The 13,220-nt window shown below is 52.9% G+C and carries 15 protein-coding genes and 1 tRNA gene; 9 read left to right on the top strand and 7 right to left on the bottom strand.

Going from position 1 to position 13,220, the window contains the following annotated elements; genetic code table 11:
* Nucleotides 1-22 precede the first annotated feature (22 nt).
* On the top strand, nt 23-2,077 hold the full coding sequence (gene helD, locus AACU94_RS11410; RefSeq protein WP_135489492.1) for a DNA helicase IV: 2,055 nt from the start codon (nt 23-25) through the stop codon (nt 2,075-2,077).
* A 31-nt stretch (nt 2,078-2,108) separates the two neighbouring features.
* Here the strand turns inward: helD and mgsA are convergent, their stop codons facing one another.
* On the bottom strand, nt 2,109-2,567 hold the full coding sequence (gene mgsA, locus AACU94_RS11405) for a methylglyoxal synthase (protein ID WP_064528411.1): 459 nt from the start codon (nt 2,565-2,567) through the stop codon (nt 2,109-2,111).
* Nucleotides 2,568-2,662: 95 nt separating this feature from the next.
* Nucleotides 2,663-3,325 (bottom strand): DUF2057 family protein, encoded by a 663-nt coding sequence (locus AACU94_RS11400; RefSeq protein WP_130205387.1) that lies wholly within the window; start codon nt 3,323-3,325, stop codon nt 2,663-2,665.
* A gap of 172 nt (nt 3,326-3,497) precedes the next feature.
* Here AACU94_RS11400 and AACU94_RS11395 point away from each other — a divergent pair, with 172 nt between their 5' ends.
* Entirely contained in the window at nt 3,498-3,911 is a 414-nt protein-coding gene (locus AACU94_RS11395; protein WP_064528416.1) for a CoA-binding protein, read from the top strand.
* A gap of 45 nt (nt 3,912-3,956) precedes the next feature.
* On the opposite strand, the gene hspQ is transcribed toward AACU94_RS11395, so the two are convergent.
* Both hspQ and rlmI read right to left on the bottom strand, forming a co-directional pair.
* Nucleotides 3,957-4,274 carry a heat shock protein HspQ gene (gene hspQ, locus AACU94_RS11390; RefSeq protein ID WP_001295356.1) on the bottom strand — a complete coding sequence of 106 codons (318 nt, stop codon included), beginning with the start codon at nt 4,272-4,274 and terminating at the stop codon, nt 3,957-3,959.
* Between the two features lie 57 nt (nt 4,275-4,331).
* Nucleotides 4,332-5,522: a 23S rRNA (cytosine(1962)-C(5))-methyltransferase RlmI gene (gene rlmI / locus AACU94_RS11385; protein ID WP_064528417.1), complete on the bottom strand. Its 1,191-nt coding sequence runs from the start codon at nt 5,520-5,522 to the stop codon at nt 4,332-4,334.
* A 94-nt stretch (nt 5,523-5,616) separates the two neighbouring features.
* Between rlmI and yccX the strand changes: the two genes are divergently transcribed.
* On the top strand, nt 5,617-5,895 hold the full coding sequence (yccX, locus tag AACU94_RS11380; RefSeq protein WP_000048252.1) for an acylphosphatase: 279 nt from the start codon (nt 5,617-5,619) through the stop codon (nt 5,893-5,895).
* Here the strand turns inward: yccX and tusE are convergent.
* From tusE to AACU94_RS11365, 3 genes are all read right to left on the bottom strand, one after another.
* Nucleotides 5,892-6,221, bottom strand: coding sequence for a sulfurtransferase TusE (gene tusE / locus AACU94_RS11375; RefSeq protein WP_000904443.1), 330 nt, complete (start codon nt 6,219-6,221; stop codon nt 5,892-5,894). The two genes, yccX and tusE, sit on opposite strands and share 4 nt — an antisense overlap.
* Nucleotides 6,222-6,312: 91 nt before the next feature.
* Complete coding sequence (gene yccA, locus AACU94_RS11370; protein ID WP_000375136.1) at nt 6,313-6,972, bottom strand: FtsH protease modulator YccA; 660 nt, start codon at nt 6,970-6,972, stop codon at nt 6,313-6,315.
* A gap of 198 nt (nt 6,973-7,170) precedes the next feature.
* Nucleotides 7,171-7,258 (bottom strand) — tRNA-Ser (locus tag AACU94_RS11365).
* A 405-nt stretch (nt 7,259-7,663) separates the two neighbouring features.
* Here AACU94_RS11365 and hyaA point away from each other — a divergent pair.
* From hyaA to AACU94_RS11335, 6 genes are read left to right on the top strand one after another with little or no spacing between them, the layout of a single operon-like run.
* Entirely contained in the window at nt 7,664-8,782 is a 1,119-nt protein-coding gene (gene hyaA, locus AACU94_RS11360; RefSeq protein ID WP_010344442.1) for a hydrogenase 1 small subunit, read from the top strand.
* On the top strand, nt 8,779-10,572 hold the full coding sequence (gene hyaB / locus AACU94_RS11355; RefSeq protein WP_135489456.1) for a Ni/Fe-hydrogenase large subunit: 1,794 nt from the start codon (nt 8,779-8,781) through the stop codon (nt 10,570-10,572). The genes hyaA and hyaB overlap by 4 nt, the downstream gene beginning before the upstream one ends.
* A gap of 18 nt (nt 10,573-10,590) precedes the next feature.
* Entirely contained in the window at nt 10,591-11,301 is a 711-nt protein-coding gene (gene hyaC, locus AACU94_RS11350) for a Ni/Fe-hydrogenase b-type cytochrome subunit (RefSeq protein WP_135489455.1), read from the top strand.
* A complete protein-coding gene (gene hyaD, locus AACU94_RS11345) occupies nt 11,298-11,885 on the top strand; it encodes a hydrogenase 1 maturation protease (RefSeq protein ID WP_135489454.1) in 588 nt (195 codons plus the stop codon). Before hyaC ends, hyaD begins: the two co-directional genes overlap by 4 nt.
* Nucleotides 11,882-12,280: a hydrogenase-1 operon protein HyaE gene (hyaE, locus tag AACU94_RS11340; protein ID WP_135489453.1), complete on the top strand. Its 399-nt coding sequence runs from the start codon at nt 11,882-11,884 to the stop codon at nt 12,278-12,280. Before hyaD ends, hyaE begins: the two co-directional genes overlap by 4 nt.
* The gene (locus AACU94_RS11335) at nt 12,277-13,134 is read left to right on the top strand and encodes a hydrogenase expression/formation protein (protein ID WP_135489452.1); all 858 of its coding nucleotides are present in this window, start codon (nt 12,277-12,279) and stop codon (nt 13,132-13,134) included. Before hyaE ends, AACU94_RS11335 begins: the two co-directional genes overlap by 4 nt.
* Nucleotides 13,135-13,220: the final 86 nt, after the last annotated feature.

The raw sequence follows: 13,220 nt of genomic DNA, 5'->3' as shown, positions 1-13,220 counted from the left end.
CATCGTGTGGATCTACAGAGACATGGAACTGAAAGCGACAACTCTTGGCAAACGTCTGGCACAGCACCCTTACGATCGGGCGGTGATCCTCAATGCCGGGATAAAAGTTTCCGGCGATCGCCACGAATACCTTATTCCTTTCAATCAATTACTGGCTATTCACTGCAAACGTGGTTTGGTATGGGGTGAGCTGGAATTTGTATTGCCTGATGAAAAAGTCGTGCGTCTGCATGGCACTGAATGGGCAGAGACGCAGCGTTTTCACCATCATCTTGATGCTCACTGGCGGCGCTGGAGCGAGGAAATGAGCGAAATTGCCGCTGGCGTATTGCAGCAACAACTGGATCTTATTGCTGCCCGCACTGGAGAAAATAAATGGCTGACGCGGGAGCAAACCACTGGGGTACAGCAACAAATTCGTCAGGCTTTGTCAGCGTTGCCATTACCGGTTAATCGCCTGGAGGAATTTGATAACTGTCGTGAGGCGTGGCGCAAATGTCAGGCCTGGCTGAAAGATATTGAAGGCAGTCGGTTGCAGCATAATCAGGCGTATACCGAAACCATGCTTAACGAATATGCGGATTTTTTCCGTCAGGTTGAGTCTTCACCGCTTAATCCGGCGCAGGCCCGGGCGGTGGTTAATGGTGAGCATTCCCTGTTAGTGCTGGCTGGCGCAGGAAGCGGAAAAACGTCTGTGCTGGTGGCGCGCGCAGGCTGGTTACTGGCGCGTGGTGAAGCATCTCCCGAGCAAATTTTATTGCTGGCGTTTGGCCGAAAAGCGGCGGAAGAGATGGACGAGCGGATCCGCGAACGGCTGCATACCGAAGAGATTACCGCGCGCACGTTTCATTCTCTGGCCCTGCATATTATTCAGCAAGGCAGCAAAAAAGTACCGACAGTCAGCAACCTGGAAAATGACACCGCAGCCCGCCATGAACTCTTTATTGCTGAGTGGCGCAAGCAGTGTAGTGAAAAGAAAGCACAGGCGAAGGGCTGGCGACAATGGTTGATGGAAGAACTGCAGTGGTCAGTGCCAGAAGGCAACTTCTGGGATGATGAAAAATTGCAGCGTCGTCTCGCATCTCGCCTCGATCGCTGGGTCAGTCTGATGCGGATGCACGGTGGCGCGCAGGCTGAAATGATTGCCAGTGCGCCAGAAGAGATTCGGGATCTGTTCAGTAAACGAATCAAATTGATGGCACCGTTGCTGAAAGCCTGGAAAGGTGCGCTGAAAGCGGAAAATGCCGTCGATTTTTCAGGTCTGATTCATCAGGCGATTGCTATCCTTGAGAAAGGGCGGTTTATCAGCCCGTGGAAACATATTCTGGTTGATGAATTCCAGGACATCTCCCCACAGCGAGCGGCCTTGCTGGCAGCATTGCGTAAACAAAATAGTCAGACAACGTTGTTTGCCGTTGGCGATGACTGGCAGGCTATTTACCGCTTCAGCGGCGCGCAAATGTCGCTCACCACGGCCTTCCATGAAAACTTTGGTGAAGGCGATCGCTGTGATTTAGACACGACTTACCGTTTCAATAGCCGTATCGGAGAGGTGGCAAACCGTTTTATTCAGCAGAACCCTAATCAGTTGAAAAAACCGCTGAATAGCTTAACGAATGGTGACAAAAAAGCCGTCACCTTGTTGGATGAGAGTCAGCTTGACGCTTTACTGGACAAGCTATCTGGTTATGTCAAACCCGAAGAGCGCATTCTGGTACTGGCGCGTTACCACCATCTGAAGCCCGTTACTCTGGATAAAGCCACGACGCGCTGGCCGAAGCTGCAAATCGACTTTATGACCATTCATGCCAGCAAAGGGCAACAGGCCGACTACGTCATCATCGTTGGTTTGCAGAAGGGGAGTGATGGCTTCCCGGCTGTGGCGCGTGAGTCCATTATGGAAGAGGCGCTACTGCCACCGGTAGAGGACTACCCGGACGCCGAAGAACGGCGATTGATGTACGTTGCGCTCACTCGCGCACGGCATCGGGTTTGGGTACTGTTCAGCAAAGAGAATCCTTCTCCCTTTGTGGACGACCTGAAAAAACTGGATGTACCGGTAGCAAGGAAACCGTAAGAAGCAGGCGGCGAGTGCCGCCTGTGCGAACTTACTTCAGGCGTTCTGCGAGATAACGCTGATAATCCGGGATCAGAATATCTACAGCGTCGTTGAAATGTGGTGACTGGATGATGAAATCAGCCGTTGCCACGTTGGTGGCGACCGGAATGTTCCACACCGTCGCCAGACGCAGCAACGCTTTCACGTCGGGGTCGTGTGGTACAGCATTCAGCGGGTCCCAGAAGAAAATCAGCACATCAATTTTCCCTTCTGAGATCAATGCGCCAACCTGCTGATCGCCGCCCATCGGGCCGCTCAGCATCGCGTTGACGTTCATTCCTGTCGCGCGGGAAATTAAGTTACCCGTGGTGCCCGTTGCATAAAGTTCGTGCTGCTCCAGAAGCGGCTGATGCCGTTCCACCCAGCTCATGAGCATTTGCTTGCAGTGATCATGTGCCACCAGCGCAATATGTTTACGCGCCGCCATTGTGCGAGTTGTCAGTTCCATAATTTACATCCGTAGTTAACTTTCCTACAGACTACTGTAAGCACTTATCGCTGCAAGATAAAGACTGAAAAAGCCTGCGCACAGGCACAAAAATCTCAGGAAGAAGGTTGTTTTTCCGCCCATTGCAGAAAGTTATTACGCGTTTGTGGGTCAGCCAGTTTAAACCAATACTTCAGCCGTTGTTCAGTGAGCACCTGTGACTGCGGAGGAATTGCATCCAGTTCCGAAACGCCGGAGAGCAGTGTACTGTCGTCCGCCATCATAGTGGCAAATTGCGGTAGCGAAGCGCGTTTCGCGGATTTGTTATAGCGTTCGACTTCCAGCTCATAATCGATTGTTTTCCCGGCAGAGGTAATGGCGAGAATATCCAGCTTCACCGGAATCGGCGTCGCATCGCCATCTAACAATTCAAGGTTCGGCGCTGCGTCAAAATGGTTCGCTTCTCGTTCATTCTCCAGGCGAGGGAGACGAAAATTCACCTGACTAATGAGCTGGGTATTAAAGCTAACGACCAGCGGCGGGGAGATATAAAGTCGCTCTTCGTTACTGGAAAGATGGATTGTCTTTTCAACGCGAAACACTAACTGATGTGGTCCATTATCCAGTTCGATGCTATCAGCACCGCGAAGCAGAGAACTGGAAACCTTTTTACCGTCGAGTATCAGGAGATCAACATCGCTGGATAGCCGCAGTGTGGTGGCAAAAACGGATACCGGCAAACACAGTGCAATCAAGGTGGTCATAATGCCGGTTTTCATAGGTAGCTCCTGTCCAAAGACCGCCCGACTAATAATGTATCAAAATTTTTCTTTAATCATACTTACTAACATATAGACATGTTTTCTGCTTTTGCTCTCATACATTCGTAGTAGCTACATGGTTGGCATGTCGGGATTGTCGTACACTTTGGTAAATAGTCTGGAGGAAATGATGAAAGAAACCGATATTGCAGGCATTTTAACGTCCACTCGCACCATTGCGCTTGTGGGAGCAAGTGACAAACCCGATCGTCCAAGTTATCGCGTAATGAAGTATCTGCTCGATCAGGGCTATCACGTTATTCCCGTCTCGCCAAAGGTCGCCGGTAAAACGCTGTTAGGCCAGCAAGGTTACGGCACGCTGGCGGAGGTTCCGGAAAAAGTGGATATGGTCGATGTTTTCCGTAATTCAGAAGCAGCATGGGGCGTGGCGCAGGAGGCGATCGCTATTGGTGCGAAAACCTTATGGATGCAGCTGGGTGTTATAAATGAACAGGCGGCAGTGCTGGCGCGTGATGCAGGGCTAAACGTGGTGATGGATCGCTGCCCGGCGATTGAGATCCCTCGTCTGGGCCTGGCGAAATAAAAAAATACCCGGAAGGCGAAAACCTTCCGGGCATGTTTATGAGGATTAGTTACGCAGACGCGGCGCCTGGAGTTGTTTGCGGATAGTCTGCGCTAGCTCATCCATTGACGGTTGCTCTGGATGTTCATCCTGCAATTCGCTACTTAGCTGGGCTTCAGCCAGGTAGGTATGAACCGGTAGGCCGTTGTCATCCTCCATCACCACGTGATACCACGGAGCGGCACGAAGCTCGTCATTCACCGCCAGCTCATCAGGCGACGGTTCAGAGAGCGAGTAAACCGGGTCGATATCCACGACCACTCCGAGATAACCTAACAGGGAATGGCGGACCTGCTGGCCGATACCGAATTTGCTGGCAATCATAGTCACCTCCCGGGAAATCTTTACCTTTGATATATGGGCAAAATTTCACTTTTCAAGTTACATGACGCGACAGGCAAACCCTTTCAGATATAGCCCTTCCGGGTAGGTAGCGATCACCGGGTGATCGGCGGCCTGACGGAACTGCTCTATAAATTGTACATCACGACCGGCATCAATTGCGGCGTCAGCGATGATTTTCTGAAATAAATCGCTGGTCATCAGGCCAGAACATGAGAAAGTCAGGAGAACTCCGCCTTCATTCAACAGCTGAATGGCCAGCATGTTGATGTCTTTATAGCCACGGCATGCGCCCATCAACTGGCTTTTATTCTCAACAAACTTCGGCGGGTCCATCACGATAACGTCAAATTTTTCACCGCGATCGCGATAGGTACGCAGCAATTTAAAAACGTCATCACGGACAAACTCAGCCTTGCTCAGATCCAGCTTGTTCAGCTCAACGTTCTGCCGCGCGATATCCAGGGCTTCCTGCGAAGTATCGACACTGACTACCTGGCTGCATCCACCCATTAATGCCGAGACGGCGAAACCACCGGTATAGGAGAAACAGTTGAGTACGCGTTTATTTTCAACGTAGCGGCGGGTAGCCAGGCGGCTGTCACGCTGGTCCAGGTAGTAGCCCGTTTTGTGGCCGTGTTGAATGTCCACCAGCAGCTTCATACCGTGTTCTTCAATCGGCAGCAGGGCAGGCGGCAGCTCGCCGGTAACGGGACCCTGGGTCAGCTCCATACCTTCTTTTTTACGTACAGCGACGTCGCTGCGGTCGTAAATTGCGCACTCCGGATAGAGCGTTTGCAGGGCGCTAATTAATGCCGCGCGCTGATACTCTGCGCCAGCACTCAGCAGTTGCAGCACCAGAAAATTGCCGAAGCGGTCGATAGTAATGCCAGGCAGGCCATCAGATTCGCCAGCGATTAAACGATAGCTATCGAGGCCATCTTTTTTCGCCAGCCAGTCGCGCCACTTTTGCGCCTGTTGTAAACGGCGAGTAAAAAAGGCAATGTCGATGGATTCGGACGGGTCAAACGTCCAGACGCGCGCACGGATTTGCGATGCTGGCGAATAAGCGCCGCGTGCTAACCATTTTCCCTGATGATCAACAATATCGATGGTTTCTCCGAGGCTGGCTTTACCTTCCATCCGGGCAACGGCGCCGGAAAAAACCCACGGATGGCGACGAAGTAATGATTTTTCGCGCCCTTTGGCTAACACTAAACGTACACTCATAATTAACTATTCTGTCGATGCAAAGAAATGGGCGCCATTGTCCGGAGTTTTCCATGGATTTGCAACGCGTCCATTAAGGATAAGGGGAGCAGTCATGTCGAAAGTCTGCATAATTGCCTGGGTATACGGCCGGGTTCAGGGCGTAGGGTTTCGCTATACCACCCAGTACGAAGCGAAAAGATTGGGATTAACTGGTTACGCCAAAAATCTTGACGATGGCAGCGTGGAAGTCGTTGCCTGCGGTGAAGAAGGGCAGGTGGAAAAATTAATGCAGTGGTTAAAAAGCGGCGGCCCGCGTTCAGCGCGTGTGGAACGGGTGCTTAGCGAGCCGCATCATCCCTCCGGGGAGTTAACGGATTTCCGTATTCGTTAAATGCATTTTACCGGTTTAGGCAGGCCAGCAATTTTGGTGGCTTGCTTTGCCGGGCCTTTCGGGAACAGTCGGTACAGATAGCGGCTATTGCCTTTCTCTTCACCAAATTTATTCGCCATCGCTTTAACCAGCATACGAATTGCCGGAGATGTATTAAATTCCAGGTAGAAGTCACGCACAAAACGCACCACCTCCCAGTGTTCTGGCGACAGTGTAATACCTTCGTTCTCTGCAATGACCACCGCCAGTGGTTCGCTCCACTGGCTACTCTCTTTGAGATAGCCTTCGGTATCGGTTTCTATCTCTTTACCTTCGAAGATCAGCATAATTATTTACTACCTTAGTCAGACTGGCGGCAGTGTAACAAAAAACAAAGCCCCGCATAAAGCGAGGCTCAGAAAGAGATAGCGGGCGAGATTAATCGCGGCTGGCGAAGCCCAGAATGCTCAACAGGCTAACGAAGATGTTATACAGCGACACATACAGGCTCACAGTGGCACGAATGTAGTTCGTTTCACCGCCGTGGATGATGTTGCTGGTTTCAAACAGAATTGCGCCAGAGGAGATCAGAATGAACACCGCGCTGATCGCCAGATGCAGAGCAGGCAGTTGCAGGAAGATATTCGCCACCATCCCGATCAGGACAACAACAATACCCGCCATCAGCATACCGCCGAGGAACGACATATCTTTGCGAGTGGTCAGCACATACGCAGAGCAGCAGAAGAACACTAATGCCGTACCGCCCAACGCCATGGCAATTACGTCACCCATTCCGGCTGACAGATAGGTGTTCAGAATTGGCCCGAGGATATAACCCAGAAAACCGGTAAACGCGAACGCGGAGATAATCCCGGTCGGCTTATTCGCCGTTTTATAGGTCAGGAACATCAAACCATACATACCCACCAGCGTCAGAATCAGCCCCGGAGATGGCAGCATCAGAACCGTACTGGCCGTCGCGGTAATCGCCGAAAAGGCCAGTGTCAGGCTCAGGAGAAAATAGGTATTACGCAGCACCTTATGGGTGCTAAGCAGCGATGTACGGTCATGTGAAGAACTAACAATACGATCCATTGAGTCACTCTCTATGACAGATGTAATTAATGAAGCAGCATAATGATAATGCCGAAAGCTACCCAGAGGTTTTACCCATCTTTACGCATTTGATCTGGAACAGGTTTAGCAGAGGATGGTTAAGCCACTGAGTGTGGTATAGCATTTTGACAGGCAAAAGAAAAAGGGGTTAGCATTTAGCTAACCCCTTATCTTATTTGGCGGAAGCGCAGAGATTCGAACTCTGGAACCCTTTCGGGTCGCCGGTTTTCAAGACCGGTGCCTTCAACCGCTCGGCCACACTTCCGGAATGACGCGAACTATAAACATCCCGATGCGTCGTGTAAACCCCCAATTTGTTTGTTTGCTTGAAAAACAGACAAATGCGTGTCGATAGCTTGAAATAACAGCAATTTGGACATTCTGTCGCCATAAAAATGGGCTCGTAATTCTTCTGCGCCAAACCTTAAGGAAAATAAGGTCCATTTTTATCGCTAAAAGACAAATCCACACTGTTTGTATTGTTTTGTGCAAAAGTTTCACTACGATTTATTAACAATACTTTCTGGCGACGTGCGCCAGTGCATAAGGATGAGCTTTCGTTTTCAGCATCTCACGTAAAACGATGGTTTGCCTTGCTACAGGGACGTCGCTTGCCGACCCATAAGCGCCCGGCGTCCTGCTGGTGTCGCAAGGAGAAGAGACGTGCGATATGAATAACGAGGAGACATTTTACCAGGCCATGCGGCGTCAGGGAGTCACCCGGCGCAGCTTTCTCAAATATTGCAGTCTGGCTGCAACCTCGCTGGGATTAGGCGCGGGAATGGCACCAAAGATTGCCTGGGCGCTGGAAAATAAACCGCGCATTCCGGTGGTGTGGATCCACGGTCTGGAATGCACCTGCTGTACCGAATCTTTTATCCGCTCCGCTCACCCACTGGCGAAGGATGTCATTCTTTCCCTTATTTCTCTCGACTACGACGATACTCTGATGGCTGCCGCCGGAACTCAGGCGGAAGAAGTCTTTGAAGACATCATCACACAATACAATGGCAAATATATCCTTGCGGTAGAGGGCAATCCGCCGCTGGGCGAGCAGGGGATGTTCTGTATCAGCAGCGGTCGACCGTTTATTGAGAAACTCAAACGTGCCGCTGCCGGGGCCAGTGCGATTATCGCCTGGGGAACCTGCGCGTCCTGGGGCTGCGTGCAGGCCGCGCGACCTAATCCGACGCAGGCAACGCCTATCGACAAAGTCATCACCGACAAACCCATTATCAAAGTGCCTGGCTGCCCGCCGATCCCGGATGTGATGAGCGCCATCATTACTTACATGGTGACGTTCGATCGCCTGCCGGATGTCGACAGAATGGGGCGTCCGCTGATGTTCTATGGTCAGCGTATTCACGATAAATGCTATCGCCGCGCCCACTTCGACGCCGGAGAGTTCGTCCAGAGTTGGGATGATGACGCGGCGCGTAAAGGTTACTGCCTGTACAAAATGGGCTGCAAAGGGCCAACTACGTATAACGCCTGTTCCTCTACCCGCTGGAACGATGGCGTTTCCTTCCCGATCCAGTCTGGTCACGGTTGTCTTGGCTGTTCTGAAAATGGCTTCTGGGATCGCGGCTCGTTCTACAGCCGCGTGGTCGATATTCCGCAAATGGGGACTCACTCCACCGCCGATACCGTCGGCTTAACCGCGCTTGGCGTGGTGGCTGCGGCGGTTGGCGTACATGCAGTCGCCAGCGCCGTTGACCAGCGCAGACGTCATAACCAGCAACTTGCAGAAGCAGAACAACAGCCGGGCAACGAGGATAAACAGGCATGAGCACTCAGTACGAAACTCAGGGATACACCATCAACAATGCCGGGCGCCGCCTGGTGGTCGACCCGATCACGCGCATCGAAGGCCATATGCGCTGCGAAGTAAACATCAACGATCAGAATGTGATAACCAATGCCGTCTCCTGCGGCACGATGTTTCGCGGACTGGAGATCATCCTGCAAGGGCGCGATCCGCGCGATGCGTGGGCGTTCGTTGAACGTATTTGCGGCGTTTGCACCGGTGTACACGCCCTGGCTTCGGTTTACGCCATCGAAGATGCCATCGGTATTAAAGTGCCGGACAACGCCAATATCATCCGCAATATTATGCTGGCAACGCTCTGGTGCCACGATCACCTGGTGCATTTCTATCAGCTCGCCGGGATGGACTGGATCGATGTGTTAGATGCGCTGAAAGCCGATCCGCGTAAAACCTCCGAACTGGCGCAAAGCCTCTCCTCGTGGCCGAAATCGTCTCCTGGATATTTCTTCGATGTGCAAAACCGACTGAAGAAATTTGTTGAAGGCGGGCAGTTGGGGATCTTCCGCAACGGCTACTGGGGCCATCCGCAATATAAACTGCCGCCAGAAGCCAACCTGATGGGCTTTGCCCACTATCTCGAAGCTCTCGATTTCCAGCGTGAAATTGTCAAAATCCACGCGGTCTTTGGCGGTAAAAACCCGCATCCAAACTGGATTGTCGGCGGGATGCCTTGCGCCATTAACATTGACGAAAGCGGCGCGGTCGGGGCGGTCAATATGGAACGCCTGAACCTGGTGCAGTCGATCATTACCCGTACGGCGGACTTCATTAATAACGTGATGATCCCCGACGCTTTAGCCATCGGCCAGTTCAACAAACCGTGGAGCGAGATCGGCACGGGCCTTTCGGATCAATGCGTCCTCAGCTACGGTGCGTTCCCCGATATCGCCAACGACTTTGGTGAGAAAAGTTTGTTGATGCCTGGCGGCGCAGTAATTAACGGCGACTTCAAAAACGTGTTGCCAGTAGATTTAGTGGATCCGCAGCAGGTGCAGGAGTTTGTCGATCACGCCTGGTATCGTTATCCCGACGATCGGGTTGGACGTCATCCTTTCGATGGTATTACCGATCCGTGGTACAACCCCGGCGATGTCAAAGGCAGTGACACCAACATTCAGCAGCTGAATGAACAGGAACGCTACTCGTGGATCAAAGCGCCACGCTGGCGCGGCCATGCGATGGAAGTGGGGCCACTGGCGCGCACGTTAATCGCTTACCACAAAGGCGATGCTGCGACCGTTGAGTCGGTCGATCGCATGATGTCGGCGCTGAACCTGCCGCTTTCCGGCATCCAGTCGACTTTAGGCCGCATTCTGTGCCGCGCGCACGAAGCGCAGTGGGCCGCAGGTAAGTTGCAGTACTTCTTCGACAAGCTGATGACCAACCTGAAAAACGGCAATCTCGCCACTGCCTCTACCGAAAAATGGGAGCCTGCGACCTGGCCGAAAGAGTGCCGGGGCGTCGGTTTTACCGAAGCGCCGCGCGGGGCGTTAGGCCACTGGGCCGCCATTCGCGATGGCAAGATTGATCTCTATCAGTGCGTGGTGCCGACCACCTGGAACGCCAGCCCGCGCGATCCCAAAGGGCAAATTGGTGCGTATGAAGCGGCGCTGATGAACACCAAAATGGCTATTCCTGAACAGCCGCTGGAAATCCTGCGTACTTTGCACAGCTTCGACCCGTGCCTCGCCTGTTCAACTCACGTGCTGGGCAACGACGGTAGCGAGCTTATCTCCGTGCAGGTGCGTTAACAGCGAAGGAGAATCATCATGCAACAGAAAAGCGACAACGTTGTCAGCCACTATGTCTTTGAAGCGCCCGTGCGGATCTGGCACTGGCTGACGGTGCTGTGCATGGCAGTGTTGATGGTTACTGGCTACTTTATTGGCAAACCGCTGCCTTCGGTCAGCGGCGAGGCGACTTATCTGTTCTACATGGGGTACATCCGGTTAATTCACTTCAGCGCCGGGATGATTTTTACCGTGGTATTACTGATGCGGATCTACTGGGCATTTGTTGGTAATCGCTACTCCCGCGAGCTGTTTATCGTGCCAGTGTGGCGTAAAAGCTGGTGGCTGGGCGTGTGGTATGAAATTCGCTGGTATCTGTTTCTGGCAAAACGCCCGAGTGCTGATATTGGTCATAATCCCATCGCCCAGGCCGCGATGTTCGGCTATTTCCTGATGTCCGTTTTTATGATCATCACCGGTTTTGCGCTGTTCAGCGAACACAGTCAGTACGCCATCTTCACACCGTTCCGTTACGTGGTGGAATTTTTCTACTGGACGGGCGGCAACTCAATGGACATTCACAGCTGGCATCGGCTGGGGATGTGGCTGATTGGCGCGTTTGTGATCGGTCATGTGTACATGGCGTTGCGTGAAGACATTATGTCTGACGACACGGTGATCTCCACCATGGTGAACGGCTACCGCAGCCACAAATTTTTTAAAGTCAAAAGCAACAAGGAGCGTTCATGAGCGAGCAACGCGTGGTGGTAATGGGGCTGGGCAACCTGCTGTGGGCCGATGAAGGCTTCGGCGTGCGGGTGGCAGAACGGCTGTATGCCCATTATCACTGGCCCGAGGAAGTGGAGATTGTTGATGGCGGCACTCAGGGGCTGAACTTGCTGGGCTATGTCGAAAGCGCCAGCCACTTGTTGATTCTCGATGCCATTGATTATGGGCTGGAGCCAGGAACGCTACAAACCTATGCCGGAGAACGTATTCCGGCCTATCTCAGCGCGAAGAAAATGAGCCTGCACCAGAACAGTTTCTCCGAAGTGCTGGCGCTGGCAGATATCCGCGGACATCTGCCAGCACACATTGCCCTCGTCGGCCTGCAACCCGCGATGCTCGACGACTACGGCGGCAGCCTGAGCGAACTGGCGCGGGAGCAACTGCCCGCTGCGGAACAGGCGGCGCTGGTCCAGCTGGCTGAGTGGGGAGTTGTACCGCAACCGACTGAGGAGTCTCGTTGTCTCAATTATGACTGTCTGTCGATGGAAAATTACGAAGGCGTTCGTTTGCGCCAGTACCGGATGACGCTGGAGGAGCAGGGATGAGCAACGACACACCATTTGATGCGTTGTGGCAACGAATGCTGGCGCGCGGCTGGACGCCGGTCAGTGAATCCCATCTTGATGACTGGCTTACGCAAACGCCAGACAGTGTGGTGTTGTTAAGCTGTGACCCAAAACGGACGCCTGAAGTCAGCGACAATCCGGTAATGATCGGCGAGCTACTGCGCGAGTTTCCAGACTATGCGTGGAAGGTGGCGATTGCCGATCTTGCGCAAAGCGAAGCCATTGGCGATCGCTTTGGTGTTTTTCGCTTTCCCGCCACCCTGGTGTTTACCGGCGGTCGCTATCGCGGCGTGTTGAACGGCATTCACCCGTGGGCGGAGCTGATAAACCTGATGCGTGGGCTTGTCGAACCGCAACAGGAGCGAGCCTCATGAGCGACACTTTCTTCCATCTGCTGGGACCGGGAACACAACCTGGCGACGACAGTTTCAGTATGAATCCACTGCCGATTACCTGTCAGGTGAATGATGAACCAAGTATGGCGGCACTGGAGCAATGTGTGCATAGCCCGCAGGTGATTGCGCTGTTAAACGAGTTACAACATCAACTAAGTGAACGCCAGCCGCCGCTGGGTGAGGTGCTGGCAGTCGATCTGTTAAATCTCAACGCCGACGATCGTCATTTCATCAATACGCTGCTTGGGGAAGGGGAAGTGTCAGTGCGCATCCAGCACGCTGACGGCAGTGAAAGTGAAATTCAGGAGGCGATCTTCTGTGGATTATGGCGTGTACGCAGACGTCGCGGCGAACAGTTGCTGGAGGACAAACTGGAGGCTGGTTGCGCGCCGCTGGCGTTGTGGCAGGCGGCAACGCAAAACGCGCTGCCGACAGATTCGCTATTACCGCCCCCCATCGTTGGCCTGATGAATGGCTTACCGCTGGCCCATGAGTTGCTGGCGCATGTGCGAAACCCCGACGCGCAGCCGCACAGTATTAACCTGACGCAGTTACCCATCAGCGAAGCTGACCGGCTTTTTCTCTCACGTCTCTGTGGGTCGGGCAATATTCAGATTCGCACCATTGGCTATGGCGAGAGCTATATCAACGCTACGGGATTACGCCATGTCTGGCATTTACGCTGTATGGACACCTTAAAAGGCCCGCTGCTTGAGAGTTATGAAATCTGCCCGATACCCGAAGTTGTGCTGGCTGCGTCGGAAGATCTGGCGGACTCTGCGCAGCGTCTTGGCGAGGTTTGTCAGTGGCTGGCGGAAAGCGCACAACAGTAAAAACGGTGGCAAATATCGCTTTCGGTCCTGTGAATATCGCAATTAGCGAATACAACTACCTACAAACTGTAAGGATAAAAAGAGGG

This window comes from Escherichia sp. E4702, from assembly GCF_963883545.1.
Taxonomy (GTDB): domain Bacteria; phylum Pseudomonadota; class Gammaproteobacteria; order Enterobacterales; family Enterobacteriaceae; genus Escherichia.
This window is presented reverse-complemented; position numbering and strand designations above follow the sequence as displayed.

Excerpts from the sequence above, each read along its gene's own strand:
- AACU94_RS11400 (WP_130205387.1), bottom strand. The coding sequence starts at position 3,325 with ATGAAAACCGGCATTATGACCACCTTGATTGCACTGTGTTTGCCGGTA.
- mgsA (WP_064528411.1), bottom strand. The coding sequence starts at position 2,567 with ATGGAACTGACAACTCGCACAATGGCGGCGCGTAAACATATTGCGCTG.
- hyaC (WP_135489455.1), top strand. The coding sequence starts at position 10,591 with ATGCAACAGAAAAGCGACAACGTTGTCAGCCACTATGTCTTTGAAGCG.
- AACU94_RS11395 (WP_064528416.1), top strand. The coding sequence starts at position 3,498 with ATGAAAGAAACCGATATTGCAGGCATTTTAACGTCCACTCGCACCATT.
- hyaD (WP_135489454.1), top strand. The coding sequence starts at position 11,298 with ATGAGCGAGCAACGCGTGGTGGTAATGGGGCTGGGCAACCTGCTGTGG.
- hyaA (WP_010344442.1), top strand. The coding sequence starts at position 7,664 with ATGAATAACGAGGAGACATTTTACCAGGCCATGCGGCGTCAGGGAGTC.
- hyaE (WP_135489453.1), top strand. The coding sequence starts at position 11,882 with ATGAGCAACGACACACCATTTGATGCGTTGTGGCAACGAATGCTGGCG.
- tusE (WP_000904443.1), bottom strand. The coding sequence starts at position 6,221 with ATGCTGATCTTCGAAGGTAAAGAGATAGAAACCGATACCGAAGGCTAT.
- hspQ (WP_001295356.1), bottom strand. The coding sequence starts at position 4,274 with ATGATTGCCAGCAAATTCGGTATCGGCCAGCAGGTCCGCCATTCCCTG.
- yccA (WP_000375136.1), bottom strand. The coding sequence starts at position 6,972 with ATGGATCGTATTGTTAGTTCTTCACATGACCGTACATCGCTGCTTAGC.
- helD (WP_135489492.1), top strand. The coding sequence starts at position 23 with ATGGAACTGAAAGCGACAACTCTTGGCAAACGTCTGGCACAGCACCCT.
- hyaB (WP_135489456.1), top strand. The coding sequence starts at position 8,779 with ATGAGCACTCAGTACGAAACTCAGGGATACACCATCAACAATGCCGGG.
- rlmI (WP_064528417.1), bottom strand. The coding sequence starts at position 5,522 with ATGAGTGTACGTTTAGTGTTAGCCAAAGGGCGCGAAAAATCATTACTT.
- AACU94_RS11335 (WP_135489452.1), top strand. The coding sequence starts at position 12,277 with ATGAGCGACACTTTCTTCCATCTGCTGGGACCGGGAACACAACCTGGC.
- yccX (WP_000048252.1), top strand. The coding sequence starts at position 5,617 with ATGTCGAAAGTCTGCATAATTGCCTGGGTATACGGCCGGGTTCAGGGC.